Annotated in this window: 16 protein-coding genes, 1 pseudogene and 1 riboswitch; of the genes and pseudogenes, 2 read left to right on the top strand and 15 right to left on the bottom strand. The window is 38.7% G+C overall.

Annotation, left to right across the window (positions count from 1 at the left end):
• Positions 1–254 precede the first annotated feature (254 nt).
• The 13 genes and pseudogenes from Len3610_RS06850 to Len3610_RS20740 all read right to left on the bottom strand — a co-directional run bounded on the left by Len3610_RS06850 (position 255) and on the right by Len3610_RS20740 (position 13,862).
• A complete protein-coding gene (locus Len3610_RS06850; protein WP_176447290.1) occupies positions 255–725 on the bottom strand; it encodes an acyl-CoA thioesterase in 471 nt (156 codons plus the stop codon).
• A 143-nt stretch (positions 726–868) separates the two neighbouring features.
• Positions 869–1,048: riboswitch (cobalamin riboswitch) on the bottom strand.
• Positions 1,049–2,815: 1,767 nt separating this feature from the next.
• Positions 2,816–3,367, bottom strand: coding sequence for a hypothetical protein (locus Len3610_RS20735; protein ID WP_255259822.1), 552 nt, complete (start codon positions 3,365–3,367; stop codon positions 2,816–2,818).
• Positions 3,368–3,655: 288 nt separating this feature from the next.
• The gene (locus Len3610_RS06860; RefSeq protein ID WP_176447291.1) at positions 3,656–4,129 is read right to left on the bottom strand and encodes a GNAT family N-acetyltransferase; all 474 of its coding nucleotides are present in this window, start codon (positions 4,127–4,129) and stop codon (positions 3,656–3,658) included.
• Between the two features lie 216 nt (positions 4,130–4,345).
• Positions 4,346–4,642, bottom strand: a complete 297-nt coding sequence (locus tag Len3610_RS06865) for a TIGR04104 family putative zinc finger protein (protein WP_176447292.1) — start codon at positions 4,640–4,642, stop codon at positions 4,346–4,348.
• 109 nt (positions 4,643–4,751) lie between these two features.
• Complete coding sequence (locus tag Len3610_RS06870; RefSeq protein WP_176447293.1) at positions 4,752–5,984, bottom strand: aminopeptidase; 1,233 nt, start codon at positions 5,982–5,984, stop codon at positions 4,752–4,754.
• A 176-nt stretch (positions 5,985–6,160) separates the two neighbouring features.
• Entirely contained in the window at positions 6,161–6,637 is a 477-nt protein-coding gene (locus tag Len3610_RS06875) for an immunoglobulin-like domain-containing protein (protein ID WP_176447294.1), read from the bottom strand.
• A 112-nt stretch (positions 6,638–6,749) separates the two neighbouring features.
• A complete protein-coding gene (locus Len3610_RS06880) occupies positions 6,750–7,622 on the bottom strand; it encodes a HAMP domain-containing sensor histidine kinase (protein ID WP_176447295.1) in 873 nt (290 codons plus the stop codon).
• A gap of 11 nt (positions 7,623–7,633) precedes the next feature.
• The gene (locus Len3610_RS06885) at positions 7,634–8,113 is read right to left on the bottom strand and encodes a hypothetical protein (RefSeq protein WP_176447296.1); all 480 of its coding nucleotides are present in this window, start codon (positions 8,111–8,113) and stop codon (positions 7,634–7,636) included.
• Positions 8,110–8,319: pseudogene (locus Len3610_RS06890) on the bottom strand (helix-turn-helix domain-containing protein); the annotation flags it as partial. The pseudogene Len3610_RS06890 and the gene Len3610_RS06885, both read right to left, overlap by 4 nt.
• A 192-nt stretch (positions 8,320–8,511) precedes the next feature.
• The gene (locus Len3610_RS06895; protein WP_176447297.1) at positions 8,512–9,579 is read right to left on the bottom strand and encodes a GerAB/ArcD/ProY family transporter; all 1,068 of its coding nucleotides are present in this window, start codon (positions 9,577–9,579) and stop codon (positions 8,512–8,514) included.
• 265 nt (positions 9,580–9,844) lie between these two features.
• Entirely contained in the window at positions 9,845–11,008 is a 1,164-nt protein-coding gene (locus Len3610_RS06900; RefSeq protein WP_176447298.1) for a Ger(x)C family spore germination protein, read from the bottom strand.
• Positions 11,008–12,561: a spore germination protein gene (locus tag Len3610_RS06905; RefSeq protein ID WP_176447299.1), complete on the bottom strand. Its 1,554-nt coding sequence runs from the start codon at positions 12,559–12,561 to the stop codon at positions 11,008–11,010. The genes Len3610_RS06900 and Len3610_RS06905 overlap by 1 nt, the downstream gene beginning before the upstream one ends.
• A 1,175-nt stretch (positions 12,562–13,736) precedes the next feature.
• On the bottom strand, positions 13,737–13,862 hold the full coding sequence (locus tag Len3610_RS20740) for a hypothetical protein (protein ID WP_255259823.1): 126 nt from the start codon (positions 13,860–13,862) through the stop codon (positions 13,737–13,739).
• A 168-nt stretch (positions 13,863–14,030) separates the two neighbouring features.
• On the opposite strand from Len3610_RS20740, the gene Len3610_RS06910 reads away from it, so the two are divergent.
• Complete coding sequence (locus Len3610_RS06910; protein ID WP_176447300.1) at positions 14,031–14,423, top strand: YidH family protein; 393 nt, start codon at positions 14,031–14,033, stop codon at positions 14,421–14,423.
• Between the two features lie 431 nt (positions 14,424–14,854).
• Here Len3610_RS06910 and Len3610_RS06915 read toward each other — a convergent pair whose 3' ends face one another.
• Positions 14,855–15,868: a DUF3231 family protein gene (locus Len3610_RS06915; protein WP_176447301.1), complete on the bottom strand. Its 1,014-nt coding sequence runs from the start codon at positions 15,866–15,868 to the stop codon at positions 14,855–14,857.
• A gap of 319 nt (positions 15,869–16,187) precedes the next feature.
• Between Len3610_RS06915 and sda the strand changes: the two genes are divergently transcribed.
• Positions 16,188–16,286: a sporulation histidine kinase inhibitor Sda gene (gene sda, locus Len3610_RS21735; protein ID WP_176447302.1), complete on the top strand. Its 99-nt coding sequence runs from the start codon at positions 16,188–16,190 to the stop codon at positions 16,284–16,286.
• Between the two features lie 483 nt (positions 16,287–16,769).
• Here sda and Len3610_RS06925 read toward each other — a convergent pair whose 3' ends face one another.
• A complete protein-coding gene (locus Len3610_RS06925) occupies positions 16,770–18,227 on the bottom strand; it encodes an aldehyde dehydrogenase family protein (protein WP_176447303.1) in 1,458 nt (485 codons plus the stop codon).
• Positions 18,228–18,731 lie beyond the last annotated feature (504 nt).

The raw sequence follows: 18,731 nt of genomic DNA on the forward strand, positions 1-18,731 counted from the left end.
TCTTCCCAAAATGCTTTCCCCAAAAACATATATATAATCCTGCTTCGACAACATTAGTGACAATCTTTAAAAATTTTTTGAGGAAATTAATTAACTTTATAAAGAGGGCGCTTACCTTTTTTCAAATAAGCGCCTGCTAACTTACAACAGCAAATGGAAAGCAACAATCAAAATAACCAATAATTTATTTTGCATATATGGATGGTTCCCAACAGGACTCCCTCCTTAATAAAGTCATGTAAGATATATCAAAATCACCTCAGAGCTGAGCGGTTTCGACGGAGGGCTTTCCTTGACGGAGCGGTGTTATACAACCTCTTTTCTTCCTCCGTTTCAGGGATAATAAACGGAACTGATTTTGGGTTTCCTTCTGTATCAACGGCGACCATCGTTAAAAATGATTCCGTTGTCATAACTTTTCTCCCCCGAAGAAGGTCATCCGCATAAACTTTTACATACACTTCCATCGAAGTACGCCCCGTTCTGGTAATGCTGGCTTCTAGGGTCAACGCATCCCCGACTTTGGCGGAAGATAGAAAGTCGACAGAGTCAATCGACGCGGTAACGACCACACTATTGGAGTGCTTCATCGCTGTCAAAGCCGCAATCTCATCGATATATGCCAATACTTTTCCTCCAAATATTGTATCCAAGTGATTTGTATCCGGTGGTAATACTAATCTTGTTTGTGCCATTTTTGAATAACTGACTGGCAATGATTCCATGAAAATTGTGCCTCCTTTGATTTGAATCATAAAAATACACCTTCTATACGAAGGTGCTTGAGATTAAGCTCATTATTAACATGGAATCATGACAAACGACCACTGAAAAAATTCCACGTAACACCCTCCTATCTCCCGTAGGAATTCATGTGCTTCCTTATGGCAGGTCTCCTGACTCAGATTCATCAGCACATAGCCCTTCCCGTTCATTAGCAGTGGGTAATCTGTGTGCCTCCTCATTACAGTGGCGGGACCGTGCTGGATTTTCACCAAACTTCCCTTTTCAGCTTCTTCAAGAAGCCACCATAAGGCGTATACAGTTTTAACCTGAAAAATTCGTTCTATACTAAATCAATATCTCTTAAACTCGTTTACCTGTCAAGAGTTACTGTTCTAATTGAAGGGAAGACAATCTTTTTCTATGATGAAAAAGGTAGTTTTTTTAGAACATCTTAAATACAGTCCTATAGGGTATTGCCGTTTCAGTACGAAATTTGATTCATAACATATCGGAATGGAGGTGATAAATATGGTCTGCAAACGTAACAACTTCTTTCACGACAGAGACAGAAGAAGAGCAAGAGAAAAAGATCAAGTCAGAGAAGAAGAAAGAGATCGAGATAAGGATGAAGTCATGGGAAGAAATCGCGATAAAGATCAACTTAGAGGCAGAGAAAGAAAACGAAGACATTGCTGTTAGTACCAAGGTGCCTAAATTGGCACCTTTTTTTATACAATACTGCTGATAGACCATGGCTGACTATTAGTCGAGTGAAGGTAAGAATGTTGGAACAGAAACAATTAATGCATATGTACTTGATACGTTAAAAGGATTGAAAGCAGTACAGCGTGAAGCGAAAAAGACAGTTGTTGCTTTGAAGGAAGTTGAAAAATATCGACGAAAAGACTCGTAATCAATGGAGCTTTGAGTCGTTGGATAGTGTTCCAAATGTTTATTACACAGGCGAACAGATTGATAAAAAGGATTGCATCTGATTTCCTCACCCGTTTCCGGATGACTAAGACCATACTTCTGTTGAATGTCCAGGGGGCCGAATGCCATACGTACATAAAATTGTTTCATCCTCTGGAATATTCTTCTTCTAACAATTAACTAAACCATAATCAAGATTTTTGGGGGTTCTAAAGATTCCAGGGGTTGAATATGATTTGCTTGTATATATTATGGATAAACGCCAATAATAAAAGAGAGTATCCCCTCTCTCCCCGCCTTTTTGGCGGGTTTTTTTATCCATTGCATATACCCAATACATTCCACAGCCTTCCCAAACTTTTGGAAGAGGGTTAAGTAAATAAAGTTTGTTTTGTTATTCTTCAATTTAAACCATATATAGCTAAGCTACACAATCTTCATTCAATAGATGAGGTTTCCCTGCTCAACTCAATAAAAACAGCTTAACTACCGTGCTGGCAATTAACCTATGAATGGGATACGCATCTATATGTAGAAAAAGTAAGGAAACGATCGCAAAAAAGGGAAAAAGCACCCTCCTCTGGTTGAAGAAACGTAAATTCCCTTAAGTTTTACATCCTTCAGAAAACCGCGATAACATTTACATAGTAATCTTTAACTTCAACTGGTTTTCAAACTTTATGATACAAATATTTAGCTGACATTGTTGAACTTTTTCAGGAGGGCCCTAGAGCTCCCTATTCTCATTTAATACTCTGCAAAACTGGCACCTAAAATAATGAGAAGAATAATCAGCTGTTTTTTTGACACAACGTCGCGTTGTTAAATAAATTAGCCCCCCATAAAATATCTTATGTTAAAAAGCTGATTTCGAATGGACGATTGACAAGGATGGTCAATTGTTGAATTATCGTCGTCTTCTACAACTCCCCCCTCGTCAAACCATGCGTGAGTTTTCCCTCACACTGCTTTCCGACAGCTCTCATCTAAGGCATTCAGAACGGCATCTTTAAACGTTATCAGGCATCATGGCGTGCACACACAGAAACAGACGCATTCCTGTCATAAGGATGCACCTGCACGGTAAAATCAAGAATCCAAAATTAAGAAGAAGGGGTAAATCATTCTTTTGAAATTATTGATACAAACCAAGAGGTTAATAGAAATATGGGAAGAAGAGCCTTCTTAAAAAGAAAAATGGAAAACGCCTGCGTCTAAAGCGACGGAACCTTCTTGGATAGCCGTATCCTCCATAACCATAATTATAGCCATAACCAAATTGACGTGTCATATCACCTAGGTAATCGCTATCCATATCTCCTACAGGCACAAGTAGATAGACAGCATCGTCAGCAACATCGTCAATAATGCCATCATACATTTGATCATCTGTACCTTCACATTGGATTAAATGATATTTGTACCTTTTGCACATATCATACATGTGATGCTGATGCCCCATGTTCTTGTCATCTGATGGCATATGGGAACTCTGGTAATCCTGTGTTTGAGGATAGCTATTCTGATAATTATAGACCATACCATACTGACGATGATCAGGCTGGGCATACATTGGATAAGGTGCATAAGCAGGGACAGGAATATCATATGACATGTTTGAACGTTCAGCACCCGAGTCCGGTGTCACATTATTTTGAGAGCCTTTATTAGCCGATTGTTTCTCTTCAATGTTGAATTCTTCCTCCATAAAAAAATCCTCCTTACATTTTTGGGTAGCACACTTACCACTATATGAACAGGAGGCAGTCCCAGCTACAATAAATTTTTATATGAAGGAAAGAAAATTCCTCAGAATACCGCCTTAAAACTACTGCAGCACTTCATTTTCGGAAACCAAACACGTGAACACCTCAGTTTTCATTATTCCTGAATCCTGATCCTATAACGGACTAAAAATCAGAAAGTGGACTGCTAAAGCCTATCATTTTTAAATTTTTGCGCCCTATAAAGCAATTAACATTATCGTTTGAACACTTTAGTTGAGGATGAGAATAAACTCTTCAACATCCTTACCACGCGCATTAGCATACCCGGTGTCTTCACCCGAAATAAGGAACCCACATCTTTTTAAAACCTTTATGGATCCAATGTTGTCTTTTGCAGCACGAGCATAAAGTGGACGAATTGTAACCTGTTTTAGAAATTCCCGTAAAGCTTTGGTTGCGATTCCCTTACCCCAGTATTCCTTTCCAATCCAATAGGTTATTTCTGGTTCTCCAAACTGCTCGAATTGTACAACATGGCCAACGACGGTGTTCTCAACAATGATCGTTTGCTTAATAATATTCTTATTCGTAAGTATTTTGTTCCAGTTTTCAGCAAAACTATTCCAATCATTAGGGTCTTTCCTTGTAAAGGCGGCCATTTGGTTTGCCTCCCTGTCCTGCTGATGCTTAAAAAAAATAGGGAGATCATCATCAATCACATTCCGAAGCACTAACTTGCTCATTAATCTCACCCTCTGCCGTTCATGTTCTACTATATTTTATCAAGTGAAGTCACCTTGATATGACTACAATCACTTCATTTTCTTGTTTAATTAAACTGCCTTACAATGGCAATTTTGGCACTTTTCCTTATTCGAAATCACGCCATAACAATATCAAAATTTCTAAACTTAAGTAGTTAATGTTTAGAAATTGTGCCAACTAATCCGTTAATCACTTTAAAACAATGGCTCTCTATCGTTAGTAAACTTTAAATTAAATGGGATTAATGATAAATAAAAAATCAACGAAAGAAAAGTGATTAAACCAGTCAAACACCAAGTTAAACCAAGTACATTTAGTATGAAAGGAATCAATGGTAATGCAATACCATAGGTTCCCAATTTGCGATTACTTTGTGTTGTTATGTATTGTCTTTCACCACAATTGGGACATTTCTTTAGACCATCAATCACAAATAATAACTCTCTCCATTTAAACATATAATCACAGGACCAACATTCAGGTAAAGCCATTAAAACGCCTCCACTCTAACCTTTCGCTTTGCTGTTCTTCAACTGATAAAGAATGCTGAAAAGCCAATCGTTGTTCAATTCTCGCACCCTTTTCTTGCATAGGTGCAATTCAAAATGCCCAGCCGCCATTACGAAAAATCGGAATAGATTTGCCATCACGAGTTTCACCATCGATATCGAGATTAGAAGAACCAATCATAAAATCAATATGTCCAATGCTTTCATTGAATCCCATTTCTGCTAGTTCTTCTTGACTGTATTTTTCTGCATCTTTAATGTTTAACGATAATGCATTTCCAAGTGCAATATGACAAGAAGCATTCTCATCAAATAACGTGTTGAAGAAAATTAAATTTAAATTTGAAATCAATGAATCATGGGGCACGAGAGCGACCTCACCGAGGCTACGAGTACCATCGTCGATATCAAGTATACTTTTTAAATGCTCCTCTCCCTTTTCTGCACGACAATCAATAACTTTTCCATTTTCGAAGGTCAGTGAAAAGTTTTCAATAAGGTTTCCATCATAATTTAACGGCTTTGTACTGGTAACGATTCCATTAATTTTATCCTTATGCGGCATTGTAAACACTTCTTCCGTCGGAAGATTGGGAAGGAATTGAATGCCTTTCTTTGTAGTAAACTGCGCAGTTTTCCAAAGATGGTCATCCGCAAGCCCGATTGTTAAATTGGTTCCTGGTGCTTTATAGTGGAGGACAGAAATGTTTTTATCATTAAGATGATTAGCTTTTTCCTGGAGGTCTCTAAGGTGTTTTTTCCATGAGGTTACCGGATCATCAGTATTAATACGTGAGGTGTAAAAAATCTTATCCCATAAGGTTTCAATCTGCATATCAGTACCAAGATCCGGAAAAACCTTTGCTGCCCACTTTTTTGTTGGTACAGAAAGGAGACACCAGGAGATATCTCCATTGGTTTGAGCCTTTTTATAACGATTCAGAGCTTTTCCAATCGCCCTTCTGTTGAGAGCGATTCGCTCAGGGTCAATACCCTCCAAAAAATCCGGATCAGGTGCATAGACTTTTAGAAAAGCCCCTCCCTCATCAACTATCTCCTCAAACATATTGACTTGCCAATCTGAAATTTCTACAAGTCCTTCTTCAGGTGCTTTTTCATATGTAATACGTTGTATGATTGGGTCATTGAAATCCGTATAAACCTTTTTAGCTCCAGCTTCATAAGCTTTTCTAGTGACCAGTTCAACAAAATCTGCATTTTCAATATCAGCACTTATACGTAGTTTTTGTCCCTCCTGAATATTCAGCGCGACCTTAATAGTTAAATCAGCATACTCTTCGAGTTTTTTCTGAAAGCTTTTCAAGTTCAGTCCTCCAATTATCGTTTCATATGATATTATTGTATTGTCAATCTAGGCCAAGCAATAAGCGCAGTGATTATTCCACGAAAGCGCCCGAACAGAGTTATGTCACAATGTGCCCTACAATGGCAATTTTGGGCATGAGTGAACTGAATAAAAATCTAAGATAATGACAATTTTCATTGCTCAATTGTAAACTGTGCTGCCAAATAATATTTATCATAATCGCCTGTACCTCTAAAATCCAATATATCTTTAACAATACGGTATTCACCAGTATCCAGACTTCCATATAGCCAATCCCAATCAATTGTAAACTCTTCAATTTCTGATGGAGTTAATTCATAACCGATATCGTTAAAACCATATTCATCTAAGATGGTGGGTACTTGATACCAATCCCCTTCGATTTCCTTTTCCAAGGAAAAGTATTCACCGTAGACACCTTGCTTATCGGTGGTATTCTCAAATATTACTGTTAATGCTGTTGGAGAGATGCTACCTTCTTTGACAATCATAGAAATTCCATCAAAATTATTAACCGTATCATATTGTGTAACTTCCCAGTCCTTTGTTTCCAATGAATCTCCATTTCCACAAGCGACTAATAAAACGCTTACTAACAACGTCATTGCAAAAAGAAGGATTTTCTTCATTGATTAATCCTCCGACTCTTTATACCTTTAGACGAATTAAACTCATGATAAGTTTCAGATTTTTTCAAGTTCCCATTGAATCCGGAAAAACAGGACAACAAGGAGTCATTAGCTAATTCACAGCTTTTAATCTTATGCTTATATTTGTGCCAGTACCAGGTGCGCTTTCAACGTCGACTTTTCCGTCGTGAAGATCGATAATCTTTTTCACGATCGCAAGTCCAAGTCCCGTACTGCCTTTTCCGGGGGTGCGTGCCTGATCCCCCCTGTAGAAACGGTCAAATATTTTATTAACCTCATGGGATGTCATACCAATCCCGTTATCCTGAACTTCAACATTAACCCAGTTATCCTCTTTTAGTATGTTGATCAAAATTTCACCGCCACTGTCAGTGAATTTGATTGCATTCGTAAGCAGATTCGTCCACACCTGATACAGAAGATCAGAATCTCCCAGTACTTGTTCGGGTTTCCCTTCAATCTCAATGTATAATTCCTTTTCCCGCCATTCAAAACGGTGTGTTTGGATAATTTCTTTGATCTGTTGGTGAATATCCACGTGCTCATTTACAATCTTACCTTCATTATCCAGAGAAGCGAGAGTAAGCAATTGTCTGCTTAAAGTGGATAGCCGCCTGCTCTCCTTTTCTATAATATTGATATACTTTCCCTTTTGGTTCTCGTCCAATTCGGATTGTTGCAGCGACTGGGTGATTCCTCGAATTGTTGTTAACGGTGACTGGATTTCATGAGAGACATTGGAAACGAATTCCTGACGCATCTCCTCAAGCTGGCTAAGCTCTTTGCTCATGGCTGTGAAATGCTTTGCCAGTTGCCCGATTTCATCTTTGCGTGTTACGTTAAGTTCAATATTAAAGGGCCCCTCGGAGATTTTTTTCGTCGCTTCTGTTAGGGATGTCACAGGTTTAACAATTCGTCGAGCCATTAAAGCAACGAACAAAAAACTAATGACCACTGTGAGCACAAGTAAAACAGCTAGAAAAATACAAACTCCTCAAGTTGATGCTCATGATCAGGCCGAATAAACATCGCTGTGGTTCCTTCTGTAGTTTCAACTGGAACACCGATTGTATTTTCTGACACATTATTAAAAAATCGGCGGGTTGCTCTGTAACTCCATGATATTGTCCGCCTGCCAAGACTTTCTCGATCTCTTCTGTGTGTTAAATCATTATGGCGAAAATAACTGCCAAATTGGCTTTCACTACCATTTTCATGATACAAAATCAATTGATAACCCAAGTCAGCTAAGTGTGAAAAGTAGGATTCGTCTACAGCTCCTTCCTCATTTTCCACGTATTGCTTTATGTCTTGTGCCATATCTGTAATCCTGGCATCGTTAGCAGGCTTTAAAAATATTTGGTAGTAACCCTTACTAATAAAAAATGCGAGCAGACTGCTTATTATCATCACTGTGAACGTTGCGATTACAATGCGAACATAAAAACTTTTCAATCGTAAACCTCCAGTTTGTACCCAACTCCCCGTACCGTTTTAATTGAAAAAGAATTTGTATCTTTTGATAAGCGCTTGCGCAACCGTTTTATGTGAACATCAACAGTCCGGTCATTCCCCATAAAGTCGATTCCCCAGATAGTTTCTATCAACATTTCACGCGTAAACGTTTGGTTCGGAAAACTTGCTAGTTGAGTCAACAGATCAAGGGGGTCACATTGGCAAATCGAAACATAGCCGTAAGGGGATTAACCATAGGGCTAAATTGTTATTAAACAAATTATTGTAATGTGGAAGGCAAAAATAGTTAATTTATTATTATAGCATAGGAAGGATTATTTATGATTTTGAAGCGGTTGGAGTTGGCACCGCTATAGAGAATGCCGGAAGTTGTACACTCAATTTCCCCCCGCCTTTTTAAAATAAGAAATCCCCAATAACAAAAACGGAATCGGAAATAAAACAATCATATAAGCATACACATTCAGCGTCACGTCAAGGCGAAAATGTTCCTCGGAAATGAAATAGGCACCAATGGATACAAGCAACATAAGAACAGCAAATGTACTGCGCTTGATCCACTTAGAGTCGATTTTAGAAACCGTGATATTATAAGCAATTCGAAAATAAAGACTGCAGCGTATATAAATACCTACAGACATTAACAGTAATCCATAAATATCAAAACGGTCGATAAATCCCAGACTAATGATCCGAACCGATTCCAAAGCCGGGTATACAAAGTTGTCCGCCTGACCTAAACCAAATATAGAAATATTACCTGTCAGCGTCGAAAACATAAAAAGTGCATTCAGCAAAATGCCAATGCTCCATAATAAAAATGTATGCTTTTCTTTAATGTTTTGAATGGGAAGACATAACAGCAGTAATAATTCTACCCATATACTGGTTATAAGTAACACTCCCCAGAACACTGGACTCCAGCCGAATTCCAGCAGGGGGGTTAACTCTCCCCAATCTTTAAGACGTGTATCCAAAAGTGTTATCGTATGGCCAGCAAACATAGCGATGATGGCTAAAATTCCGGCTGTTAGAGCAATTCGTTTTAACCCTTTGACAGCAGCGTATACAAAGAAGATTAAAAACCAGATTAATATTGCAATTCGTGGGGTTTCCGGCAGAAAGGCAATATAAACAAAGTCGATGAGCAGTGCGAAAGAATAAATCACTAAAAATAAAAAGTACAGCATAAATAAAAGAATCATCGCATTACCGATTGGCTTTCCTAATAAATGATGAAGGATACTGGAAATACCGTCCTTAGGATATTTCCGTCTTAAGCGATAAATAGCAATTGCGAGTATAAAGGCTAAAGGCAAGGATAAAAGGGTGGAAAGCCACCCATCCCTACCAGCCATATCAATCATTAATGGTAAAATAACCACATGCCCCATTACTGCAGGCGCCATGATGAGTAGAAAAAGTGTATCCCATTTTGAAAGCATGCTCCTCAACCTCCTTCCTCTTATACCATTTCTCCTTAGATTTGGTGCTTGGTGCTAGATATGTTTTTTCTACGTCTAGTTCTTTCTTCTAAATATGAAAAGAGGTCGCTGATCGGTCTTCTCACCGCCCAATTTTTCACACTGCCCAGCAATTTGGTAGAAGAGAAGCCCTCTCAAGGCCCAAATGTACATACAGATCAGCAATTAGGTAAAAGCCAGCCTTTTTAAACTGATACTTGGTCAATGAAAACGAACGTTTATTACATCATTTAAATTTATACGGATTGTTATGAGGTCTTTCATTATGTCTTTCCATACTTTTATTAATGAGTCCTTGATGGTTGATATCTGTATTTACTTTCACAGATATTTCTGCTTTAGTGAAAATATCGTTCCATTGATCCTGAACATGTTTCCACTTTTCGGGGTATTTTCGGTAGGTTTCCATGCCTATACCGGTAATGTCTGTTTTCAATTCCTGCTGTAGCGTATCCAAGGTTGAATGGATCTGGCGCTTTGTCTTCTTATTTACCTCTTCTTGCACTTGATTCAGCCATTGTTCATTGACCGGATTTTTTGATGTGTTGTCAGCCAATGTACCATCAATGGTTACTTCAATATGTGCTTTAAGTTTGTTTCCTTGTAAAGTTGGCTTCAGTTCCGTCTTCGAATTATTGATTTCGACGGAAACCTTATCTCCATTGACCTCAACATCTACATAGCCACCGGTCGCACGGTCCAAAAGGACATTTAATCCTACACTTTCTTCATTATTCAGTTTACCGATCATTCTTCGGTTATTAATAACAGCTGTACCACCTAAGGAAGTGATGACCTGTTCATTCACTTCTTTTGTATGAATGATTGGAATATAAGCATTTGGAATCGGTCCCTCCATTAACCTAAACAAATCATACAATTTAACAGGCGTATAGCCGGCAACATATTGCGTTTGGTCTAAGGCAGAAACAATTTCAGTAGAGGAAAGGTCCTCATATAGTGTCGGCGTTTCCAGAATGTCGATAGGGTCTCCTTCTGTAATAAAAATGTAACTATTCAATCGAAACATTTGGTCCCGTCTGCTTAAGTCCAGATAACCGATAAAATCTTCTTTTGCCAGTTCCTCACTGATTACCCATATCCGATTATGATCAAAATATACTCTGCGCTTAATTCCCCGTATGGATTCGCGAGCACCTTCGATTAACGTATCTGCTTCATATTCCAATATGATGCTTTCTCCTGTTGTTCCCCCCTCACCACCACTAGATTCCCCCGGTTTGATGATCTCGGTGCTGAATTTTATTTTACCGTTGGATCCTTTGTCCAGACCGACACCATGCACAAGAGCGGAATCATTCAATTCCTGACTGTTCCAACAACCTGTCAGTAAACATAAAAAAAGAATACAAGAAAGAATTCGAAACATTACTTATCCCCCGTTTTCGGCAATGATTTGATTCTGGTAGACCGTTTGTGCGGAATACTCTTTGCACGTTTTTTGAGCCAGCGTTGTGGAACACGGATGATTGAATCCTTCCAGTCCTGGTAATAAAATGGTGAGATCGGCGCCATATATGGAACACCTACAGATGTTAATGAAACCATGTGGGTTAATAGTCCAAGCATCGCAATAATTAATCCATATCCCCCAAAAAAACTTGCGGCAATAATAAAACCGATTCGAAGCAGGGAAATAGCTCCTGTAACAGAGTTATTTATAAAAGACGTAATATAGGCGATTGAAACAACAATGGTAGTAGGTGCACTAACAATCCCTGCTTGGACAGCCACTTGTCCAAAGATTAAAGCGCCGACAATACTTAATGCTGAGCCAACCTGTTGAGGAAGGCGGACACCGGCCTCGCGCACCCCTTCAAACATGAGGAGAATCAATAGTACTTCCATTATAAGCGGGAAAGGGACTGTCTCTCTTCCCTCCATAATAGGTACCAGCATATCGGAAGGAATCATCACCTTATGAAAATTAAGGATTGCAATATAGATGGCTGGTAAGAAAATACTAACTAACATGGAAATAAACCTTAATCCCCGAAGGAATGTCGTATAATAAGGACGGGAAGTGTAATCTTCCACACTATGCATACTTTCAAGAAACAAAAATGGAGTATATAAACTAACCGGATCCCCATCAACAATAAGGACTACTCTCCCTTCCATTAAGAGGGCAGAAGCTTTATCCGGTCGTTCAGTATTTCCGATTGTAGGAAAGATGGAAAAGGGATGATCCTCAATCGCCTCTTCAATTTTTCCTGAATGATTAATCTCATCCACATTGATTTGATTTAATCGCTTTCTAACTCGCTCTATTAATTTTGGATCTGCAATATCTTTTACATATCCAATGGTTACATCCCTTTGGCTGTACTCACCAATTTGAATGGTTTCAAACTGCAAGGATGGATGTGGAATTCTTCGACGCAGCAAACTGATATTAATAGAAGATGATTCGTTAAAACCGTCATGTGCTCCTCTAACCGCCCGTTCGGTTTCCGGTTCTTCAACTGCCCGAAGCTCGTATCCTGCGACTTTTAGAAGCAATCCTTCATGAAATCCATCGACTAATAATAAGGCTGATCCTTTTAATACTTGAAGAACTGATTTTTCTAGATCGGTTTCGTTCGTAATTGTATTAAAGATCGAGATTTTATTTTCAACTTGTTGCAGTCTGGCTTCCTTGGACGCTGTTAGTGGTTCACTCGTCAGTGGATCTAAGATGTTATTACGAATCGCATCTTCTTCAACTAATCCATCTGTTATAACGAGAAGAGCCTCTAAAGAGCTTGCATCATCAAAAGAAATATGGAAATGACGAAAAATGACATCTTTTGTAGATCCAATTTGTTGTTTTAGGTTTTCTTCGTTTTGCTGAAGATCCTTGGTGAACATGGATGACTTCTGTTGTTGTGAATGTTTACCCATGGACCGAAGAATGGATGTCATTTTAGAGTTGCGTTTCATTTTGTTCATCCTTCAATAAAACTTGTTTTTTTAGTATTTAAAAAAGCATAAAGTCATTCCTTTCGATCAGGGTAGCGTCCAGATAGTGAAAGCAGCTATTTCGCCGATTTCTATCAATCCGACCAGCTGGCCCCTGACTTTAAGAAAGACGCTTTAGTGTTTTCTTATAAAAAAGTTTGGTCATTGGAAATTCCTTAATTGTCACTTACATTAAGGGGTGTTATATATAGGATGAAAAGTGGAATCAAAAATCCATTTTTGATGGTTCCTCAAGCCATACCTTGGATATCATGAATATATTACCTTCCCGTGTGTATTCAAAGAATCTTTTATTTGGTGAAAAAGATTGCTACTCTTACGCAATCGGGCCATATGGTTTTTAAAAAGAAGGAACTTATTCGCACCATTTGAAAAACAGTTCATTTTACCAGCGTGTCCGATAGAGATCACATTAATTTTAGCGTCATTGCACATTATAAAAATTTTGTTCCCTTCACTATCCAATGTTTCATCAAGCGCAAAGAATGTTTCATTTTGCCGATTTTAGCCACGGCATCCCGGATGATCGGAGAGGAAGGTTCAACAGGTAACTCCTCTATCACGTGAACAACCGGATTGGTTCTCTGGTGACAAATCGAATCCCTTCTGCTTAGTAGAAATCAAATTTTTCAAAGTTGAAATAGCCTCTATCGAACACGTGAAGTGCATTTTTATCTGGTACGATTAAGGCTCATCTGCTGGTCTGGCGGCGTAATAATCATATCGGTTGGGTAGGTTTCACCATCGCAAAAGACAATCGATGTATGCATCTTTACCCCGGATTTTGTATCCCGAAAATCCGCCCATTCATATTGACTAAGACACATGGAAAGCGTTGATGAATCAATTACATGAATTCTCCCAAGCGCCTTATCAGCCCTATTGGATCCAAGTGTTTGGTGCAGCTTTTGAATCAAATGATGCAGGATAACTTGGAAGATCTCAGATGGTATGTCACCAAACTTTCTTGAAAGTTGGGATTTACTGATACTTTCAATCCCAACTTGCCTTTGAACCGATTGACAGATATGTTAAAAAGCTGGATGTACTGACATTTACCAGGCTTTTCATCTATGCCCAGCTAAAAGGGCAATTACCACCATTCATAATATTGACATAATAATTATGCTTGACTTTTACTTGAAATTTTTATGCAACGCTAGTGGCATATTATTAATTTCTAACAATTGGCTGGATGCAGATCTTTCTATGGAAGGCACAGGTGATCCGGTTCCAAGCATGGTTAATTTAATTTTTGTCATTTTATAATCCTCCTTTAGTTCAAGGATTACCAGAAGCGTACTATTTTATTATAAGGCCGCTTCTTTCTTGCACGAGAACCGGGTTAATAATCAAGAATTGAAAGCATGGGTTAAAGGGAAGAATAGAAATGTCGAGTTAAACACGTTACTTAACTCAAGGATGATATTATGAAAAATAGGAAATCAAAACAAATCAATAAAGATAAACCAACATCGGAATCCAAGTATATTCAACAACATCTGGCAAATGAACGGACATATCTGGCTTGGCTGCGAACAGCTATAGCCATTATGGGAGTTGGTTTTCTGGTCACGAATATGCATTATGTGACAGATTCACCACATTCACCGGAGACTGATATGCTGGCAAACATAGTCGGACTGGCCTCTGTCGGACTGGCAATTTTTACGATCGTTCTGGCTTTAATCGGATATACAAAAAAAGCAAAGTCTATCAACAACCAGACTTTCCATAGCTCGAAAATAACCCTTGTCCTGACTGGTATACTAGTAATTGTAATTGCTCTGTTATTTGCCGCCTATTTTTTAATGCTTAACTAAGGACGTCAAATCACCAAGTGCAAATATGTTGTTGACATCCTTCTTTAAATCATTGGATAAGACAAGAATTAAAAAGATTTCCTATCGTTCTGTAGATCAGAAAGCAAAACATTTGTCGTTAAAAGAAACTGGGACAATATCCCATTTTTGGGACCGTAACAAAGTAGCATGTCCTACGACGTCTCAAGGAATATCAGAATAACGAAGTAATATTCAGATCTGGTACTTACCGATTAGGTGATGTGCCATGCTTTTTTTATTATTGTTTAGTTTTAAGTAAACAAAATGGATCACCTCTGATTAAATTAAAGTAACCACACAATAACCATCGTAGGGACAGTTATGTATAAATAATATCATTTTTTGCTGGCTGTTCCCTATTTTGCACTTGAAGTGGTTCTTCCTCCATAGCATTTTTACATTAATAAGACCTATCCCTTGTTTTTTGCTAATTGATCATGGTCAATCAAACGTGGCGGCTCTTCCAACCACCCATTATCAATCATAATATTTGCCCCATCTTCGGAGTATTTACCAATCTCTAGCGCGAGGCGCGAGTAAAGCACTGCTAGATCACGTCTGAAAGTGGTTGACACTGAAGTTCCGTAATAAGCTGCACCGAGCTGGTTCAGTGCCAGAACCTGAAACATCATCATCTTATCTGAAAATGGTGAGACGGTTGAATTGGTCACCGGTTCATCCGAAAACATGGAGGCAGGCAAGCCCTCTTTCTGTAACTTCGTTGTGAAGACTTGTACGTGTCTCGATGCTATTTCTTTACCTCGTTTGAAGTACTTCTGCACGTCATTCGATTTTGCAACCTGGTTAAAAGCGGTTAATAAATGCATCCCAAGTGCATTTCGTTGTGTATTCGCATGAAGATTAGAGATTTCCAGACTCAGTAAAGGTCTTTGCTGCCCGAACCATCCCGCCAAAAAATTTTGTTTCGTGACAAAGTCCACCTCATCCGGCGTGTTGATAAAAGGGGAACGAACATAAATCCCTTTCGACAACAATACGTTCATAGCCTGGTCATGAAGTTGCGTGGATTCATTCAGACATTCTGAAAAATACTCTCGGACATCCTGCCGCGCACAGAAGGCTATCGCTTGGGCATACTCCTGCATCCCCAGTTGGCCGGTTTGCTTAATGATATTTAATATAAATTGATCAGAAACCAATCGCGGTGCCTTTAAATCCACGTCCTGATCAGTAAAACCAACAGGAACGGGGCGATTATCAGATTGAAAAAAAACAGTGAGTTTGGGGATATGGGCTTGTGAAATTGTTAAAGCTTGCTTGACTACCGGGCGAATATCAGCGTCTTCAACAACTTGCATAGCATGTTTCATAGTACAAATGGTAATGCTGTCCTGCATATACGCCACCCAGAGCTGCGAAAGCTCCGAGGAATTTAATCCCGCATTATGTTGTGTTTGGTCCATACTTATCATCCTTCGTTATTTATTTCATGCTTGTCATATTTTTTACTCACCTCCAGAAGATATTCATTACTCAATCTGTGAAATAACAGTTATGCGATCCACTGTTTAAAGGCTTAGTCGCGGATGAATTTTGCTGATGCGGACGGTTCGCCGGTGCTATAATGCATTATATTCTAAGAAATAAGGCCGAGTTGAAGGGAACAATGACTCTTTTGAGTAAACCACGTACATACTTTTTTTTGAATCTGAAAATAAACTTAATCGAACATTAACAATCGATGATATGGAAAAAGACGTCTGATTTGAATTTAGATATAGTATGAGCTTTCTGGTTGAAATTTTTGGTCATGCAAAGGCATTAAATTTAGACTCGGATTTTTTCAGGCTAATCAAGAAGGAAATGAACCAAGGCCGCTAATTGTACTTTTGTTGAATATTTAACATTATTAAGGCTACATACTCCCTCAAAATAGCCCTTACTTCCAACTTTAATTTTTTAAACTAGAATTGTATATATTTTTTAAAAGCCCATACACTATAAATGCCCAAAGTTAATCTGTTGAAGTGGTTTAATCCTTCAATGTCAAAAAGATGCCAAGTTAATGATGGCATCTTTTTTGGTAATATTTTCGACAGTAATTCCTAATAGAACGCACCATAAATAAAGCTTATTATTCCAAGATATGACCCGTTTGCTGATTATTATAATCTTTAACTCATTAAAAAAATAACACCGCTCAGAATATAATCCAAGCGGTGCATGAATGGGATTTACTTTTATACACGTTTTTGCAAAGGACTGTGACTGCATAAACGTGAAGGTTTGGCTGTTTGGACGTTCGATACACCAAGTCCGGTTAATTCAGCTCTTCATGAAAATCCGCTGCAATATAACCATTCATTAAAACGGAAATTCCCGCGCATTCTTCTGCACCGAAATCCACTTGCCTTCTGTGAATTCATCAACAATAAATGGGCTGCCGAAACGACCGATACCACTTTGGCGCATGCCACCGAAGAGGGCAGTTGGTTCATCATTGACAGGTTGATCATTGATGTGCGTCATGCCGAATTTTAAGTCAATTGCATATTCACGTGCTTTTTCCATATCCTCCGAAAAGATGGTTGAGCTTAAGCCATATTCAGTGTCATTAGCCTTGTTGATGACATCATCGTCTGAAGAGGCTTTAACCAGAAGCGCAATTGGTGAAAACATTTCTGTTTGGGCCAGCTCACTGGCATTCTCAACATTACCAATGACTGTTGGTGTTAGGATATTGCCAACCTGTTTGCCTTCCACCAAGATATCATAGCCGAATTCTTTTGCCTTGTTAATATTAGCAAGTGATTTCTCCATCTGCTTTTCATCGATTAGAGGGCCGACGACAACATCCGGGTCACGTGGGTCGCCATATTTAACTTCTTTGGAGCGAGCAACGAATTTTTCCGCAAATTCATCATATGCATCTTCATGCACAATGATACGGTTAATCATCATACAAATTTGACCCTGGTGCAAATATTTTCCAAAGATGGCTGCGTCTACGGCTTTGTCAATATCAGCATCACTTAGGACACAGAATGGACCGTTGCCTCCGAGTTCCAGTGCGACATCTTTCAATTGCTCACCGGCAACTTGGCCAATGTGACGACCGACAGGTGTGGAACCAGTAAAGCTAACAAAGCTAGCAGCTTCATGGTTGAACATTGTATCGCCAGTCACGCTTGATTTGGTCAATAACGACTGGAATAGACCTGCAGGCATACCGGCTTCTTCAAATACTTTGGCAATCACAGACCCGGAGCTAAGACCGCATTTGAGATCCGGTTTGTGAACGATCGAATTACCAAGTGCGAGCGCCGGCGCAATAGTACGCATCGATAAATACAGCGGGAAGTTAAACGGTGCAATTGATGAAATGACACCTTTTGGCAACCGGTAAAATTCATTCATTTTATCTGGAATAATTGATGGTTTCTCCTCGAATTGACCGATTTTATCGATCATCGTTAACGACTCTTCAATAATTCCAACCGTTAAATCAAATTCCAGGTTGGCTTTGACAGCTGTACTGCCTGATTCAAGAGTCAGGATTTCCTGGATATCATCTTTATGATCTTTAAAATATTGAATGGCTTTTGTTAGCACGTCTTTGCGAAGTTCTGCATCTTTACCCCAGGCTTTTTGTGCTTTTTTAGCACCATCAAAGGCTTCATTAAGCTGATCATGGGAAGCAAGGTTGACTTTTGCCAATACATCATTATCATATGGGTTCATCATATCAACAGTTTTATTTTCCTTCCCCTCAACCCATGTGCCGTTGATGAAACTTTTATTTAACACCTGATATTGATTCATTAATATAGCCTCCTAGTATTATAGCGTTACGATTTAGCTGTTATGGTGGCAACTGAATCTACTATACTTACAATTTAATTGTAGAATGATCGAACATTCATGTCTATTTTTCTGTTTAACGCTTTTATATCACAATAAATTTCTATATAATGCGCTTCTATACCCATACATTCAGAAGTTCGTCAGCAGGACTGTTATGGTAAATCTTCGCAACAATTAACCGAGAATATAACACGAAATCTCTTACTAAATAGCTTGCTATTCGACGCAGGGAGAGCCTTTCAGAAAGTTACTTCCTCATTCGATTCCTCGACATAATCCTTCAGTATTAAAATCTTAAACCTGCCTGACCTGTACCGAAATTGTGTGACCACATTTCAATTGAGTCAAGAACGATTCGCACAAGCACAGGTCCATACCTACTATTTCTCTATTTTTGAAAGCGTCATTCAATAAAATATGCAGCGTATTCATGTTACATTGCACCAAGTGGTTCTAAATCAA

It is taken from the genome of Lentibacillus sp. CBA3610, from assembly GCF_013373365.1.
Lineage (GTDB): Bacteria > Bacillota > Bacilli > Bacillales > Amphibacillaceae > Lentibacillus.

Bases quoted from the DNA above. Each gene is read 5' to 3' on its own strand.
- Len3610_RS06850 (WP_176447290.1), bottom strand. From the start codon at position 725: ATGGAATCATTGCCAGTCAGTTATTCAAAAATGGCACAAACAAGATTA.
- Len3610_RS20735 (WP_255259822.1), bottom strand. From the start codon at position 3,367: ATGGAGGAAGAATTCAACATTGAAGAGAAACAATCGGCTAATAAAGGC.
- Len3610_RS06860 (WP_176447291.1), bottom strand. From the start codon at position 4,129: ATGAGCAAGTTAGTGCTTCGGAATGTGATTGATGATGATCTCCCTATT.
- Len3610_RS06865 (WP_176447292.1), bottom strand. From the start codon at position 4,642: ATGGCTTTACCTGAATGTTGGTCCTGTGATTATATGTTTAAATGGAGA.
- Len3610_RS06875 (WP_176447294.1), bottom strand. From the start codon at position 6,637: ATGAAGAAAATCCTTCTTTTTGCAATGACGTTGTTAGTAAGCGTTTTA.
- Len3610_RS06895 (WP_176447297.1), bottom strand. From the start codon at position 9,579: ATGCTTTCAAAATGGGATACACTTTTTCTACTCATCATGGCGCCTGCA.
- Len3610_RS06900 (WP_176447298.1), bottom strand. From the start codon at position 11,008: ATGTTTCGAATTCTTTCTTGTATTCTTTTTTTATGTTTACTGACAGGT.
- Len3610_RS06905 (WP_176447299.1), bottom strand. From the start codon at position 12,561: ATGAAACGCAACTCTAAAATGACATCCATTCTTCGGTCCATGGGTAAA.
- Len3610_RS20740 (WP_255259823.1), bottom strand. From the start codon at position 13,862: ATGACAAAAATTAAATTAACCATGCTTGGAACCGGATCACCTGTGCCT.
- Len3610_RS06910 (WP_176447300.1), top strand. From the start codon at position 14,031: ATGAAAAATAGGAAATCAAAACAAATCAATAAAGATAAACCAACATCG.
- Len3610_RS06915 (WP_176447301.1), bottom strand. From the start codon at position 15,868: ATGGACCAAACACAACATAATGCGGGATTAAATTCCTCGGAGCTTTCG.
- sda (WP_176447302.1), top strand. From the start codon at position 16,188: ATGAGCTTTCTGGTTGAAATTTTTGGTCATGCAAAGGCATTAAATTTA.
- Len3610_RS06925 (WP_176447303.1), bottom strand. From the start codon at position 18,227: ATGAATCAATATCAGGTGTTAAATAAAAGTTTCATCAACGGCACATGG.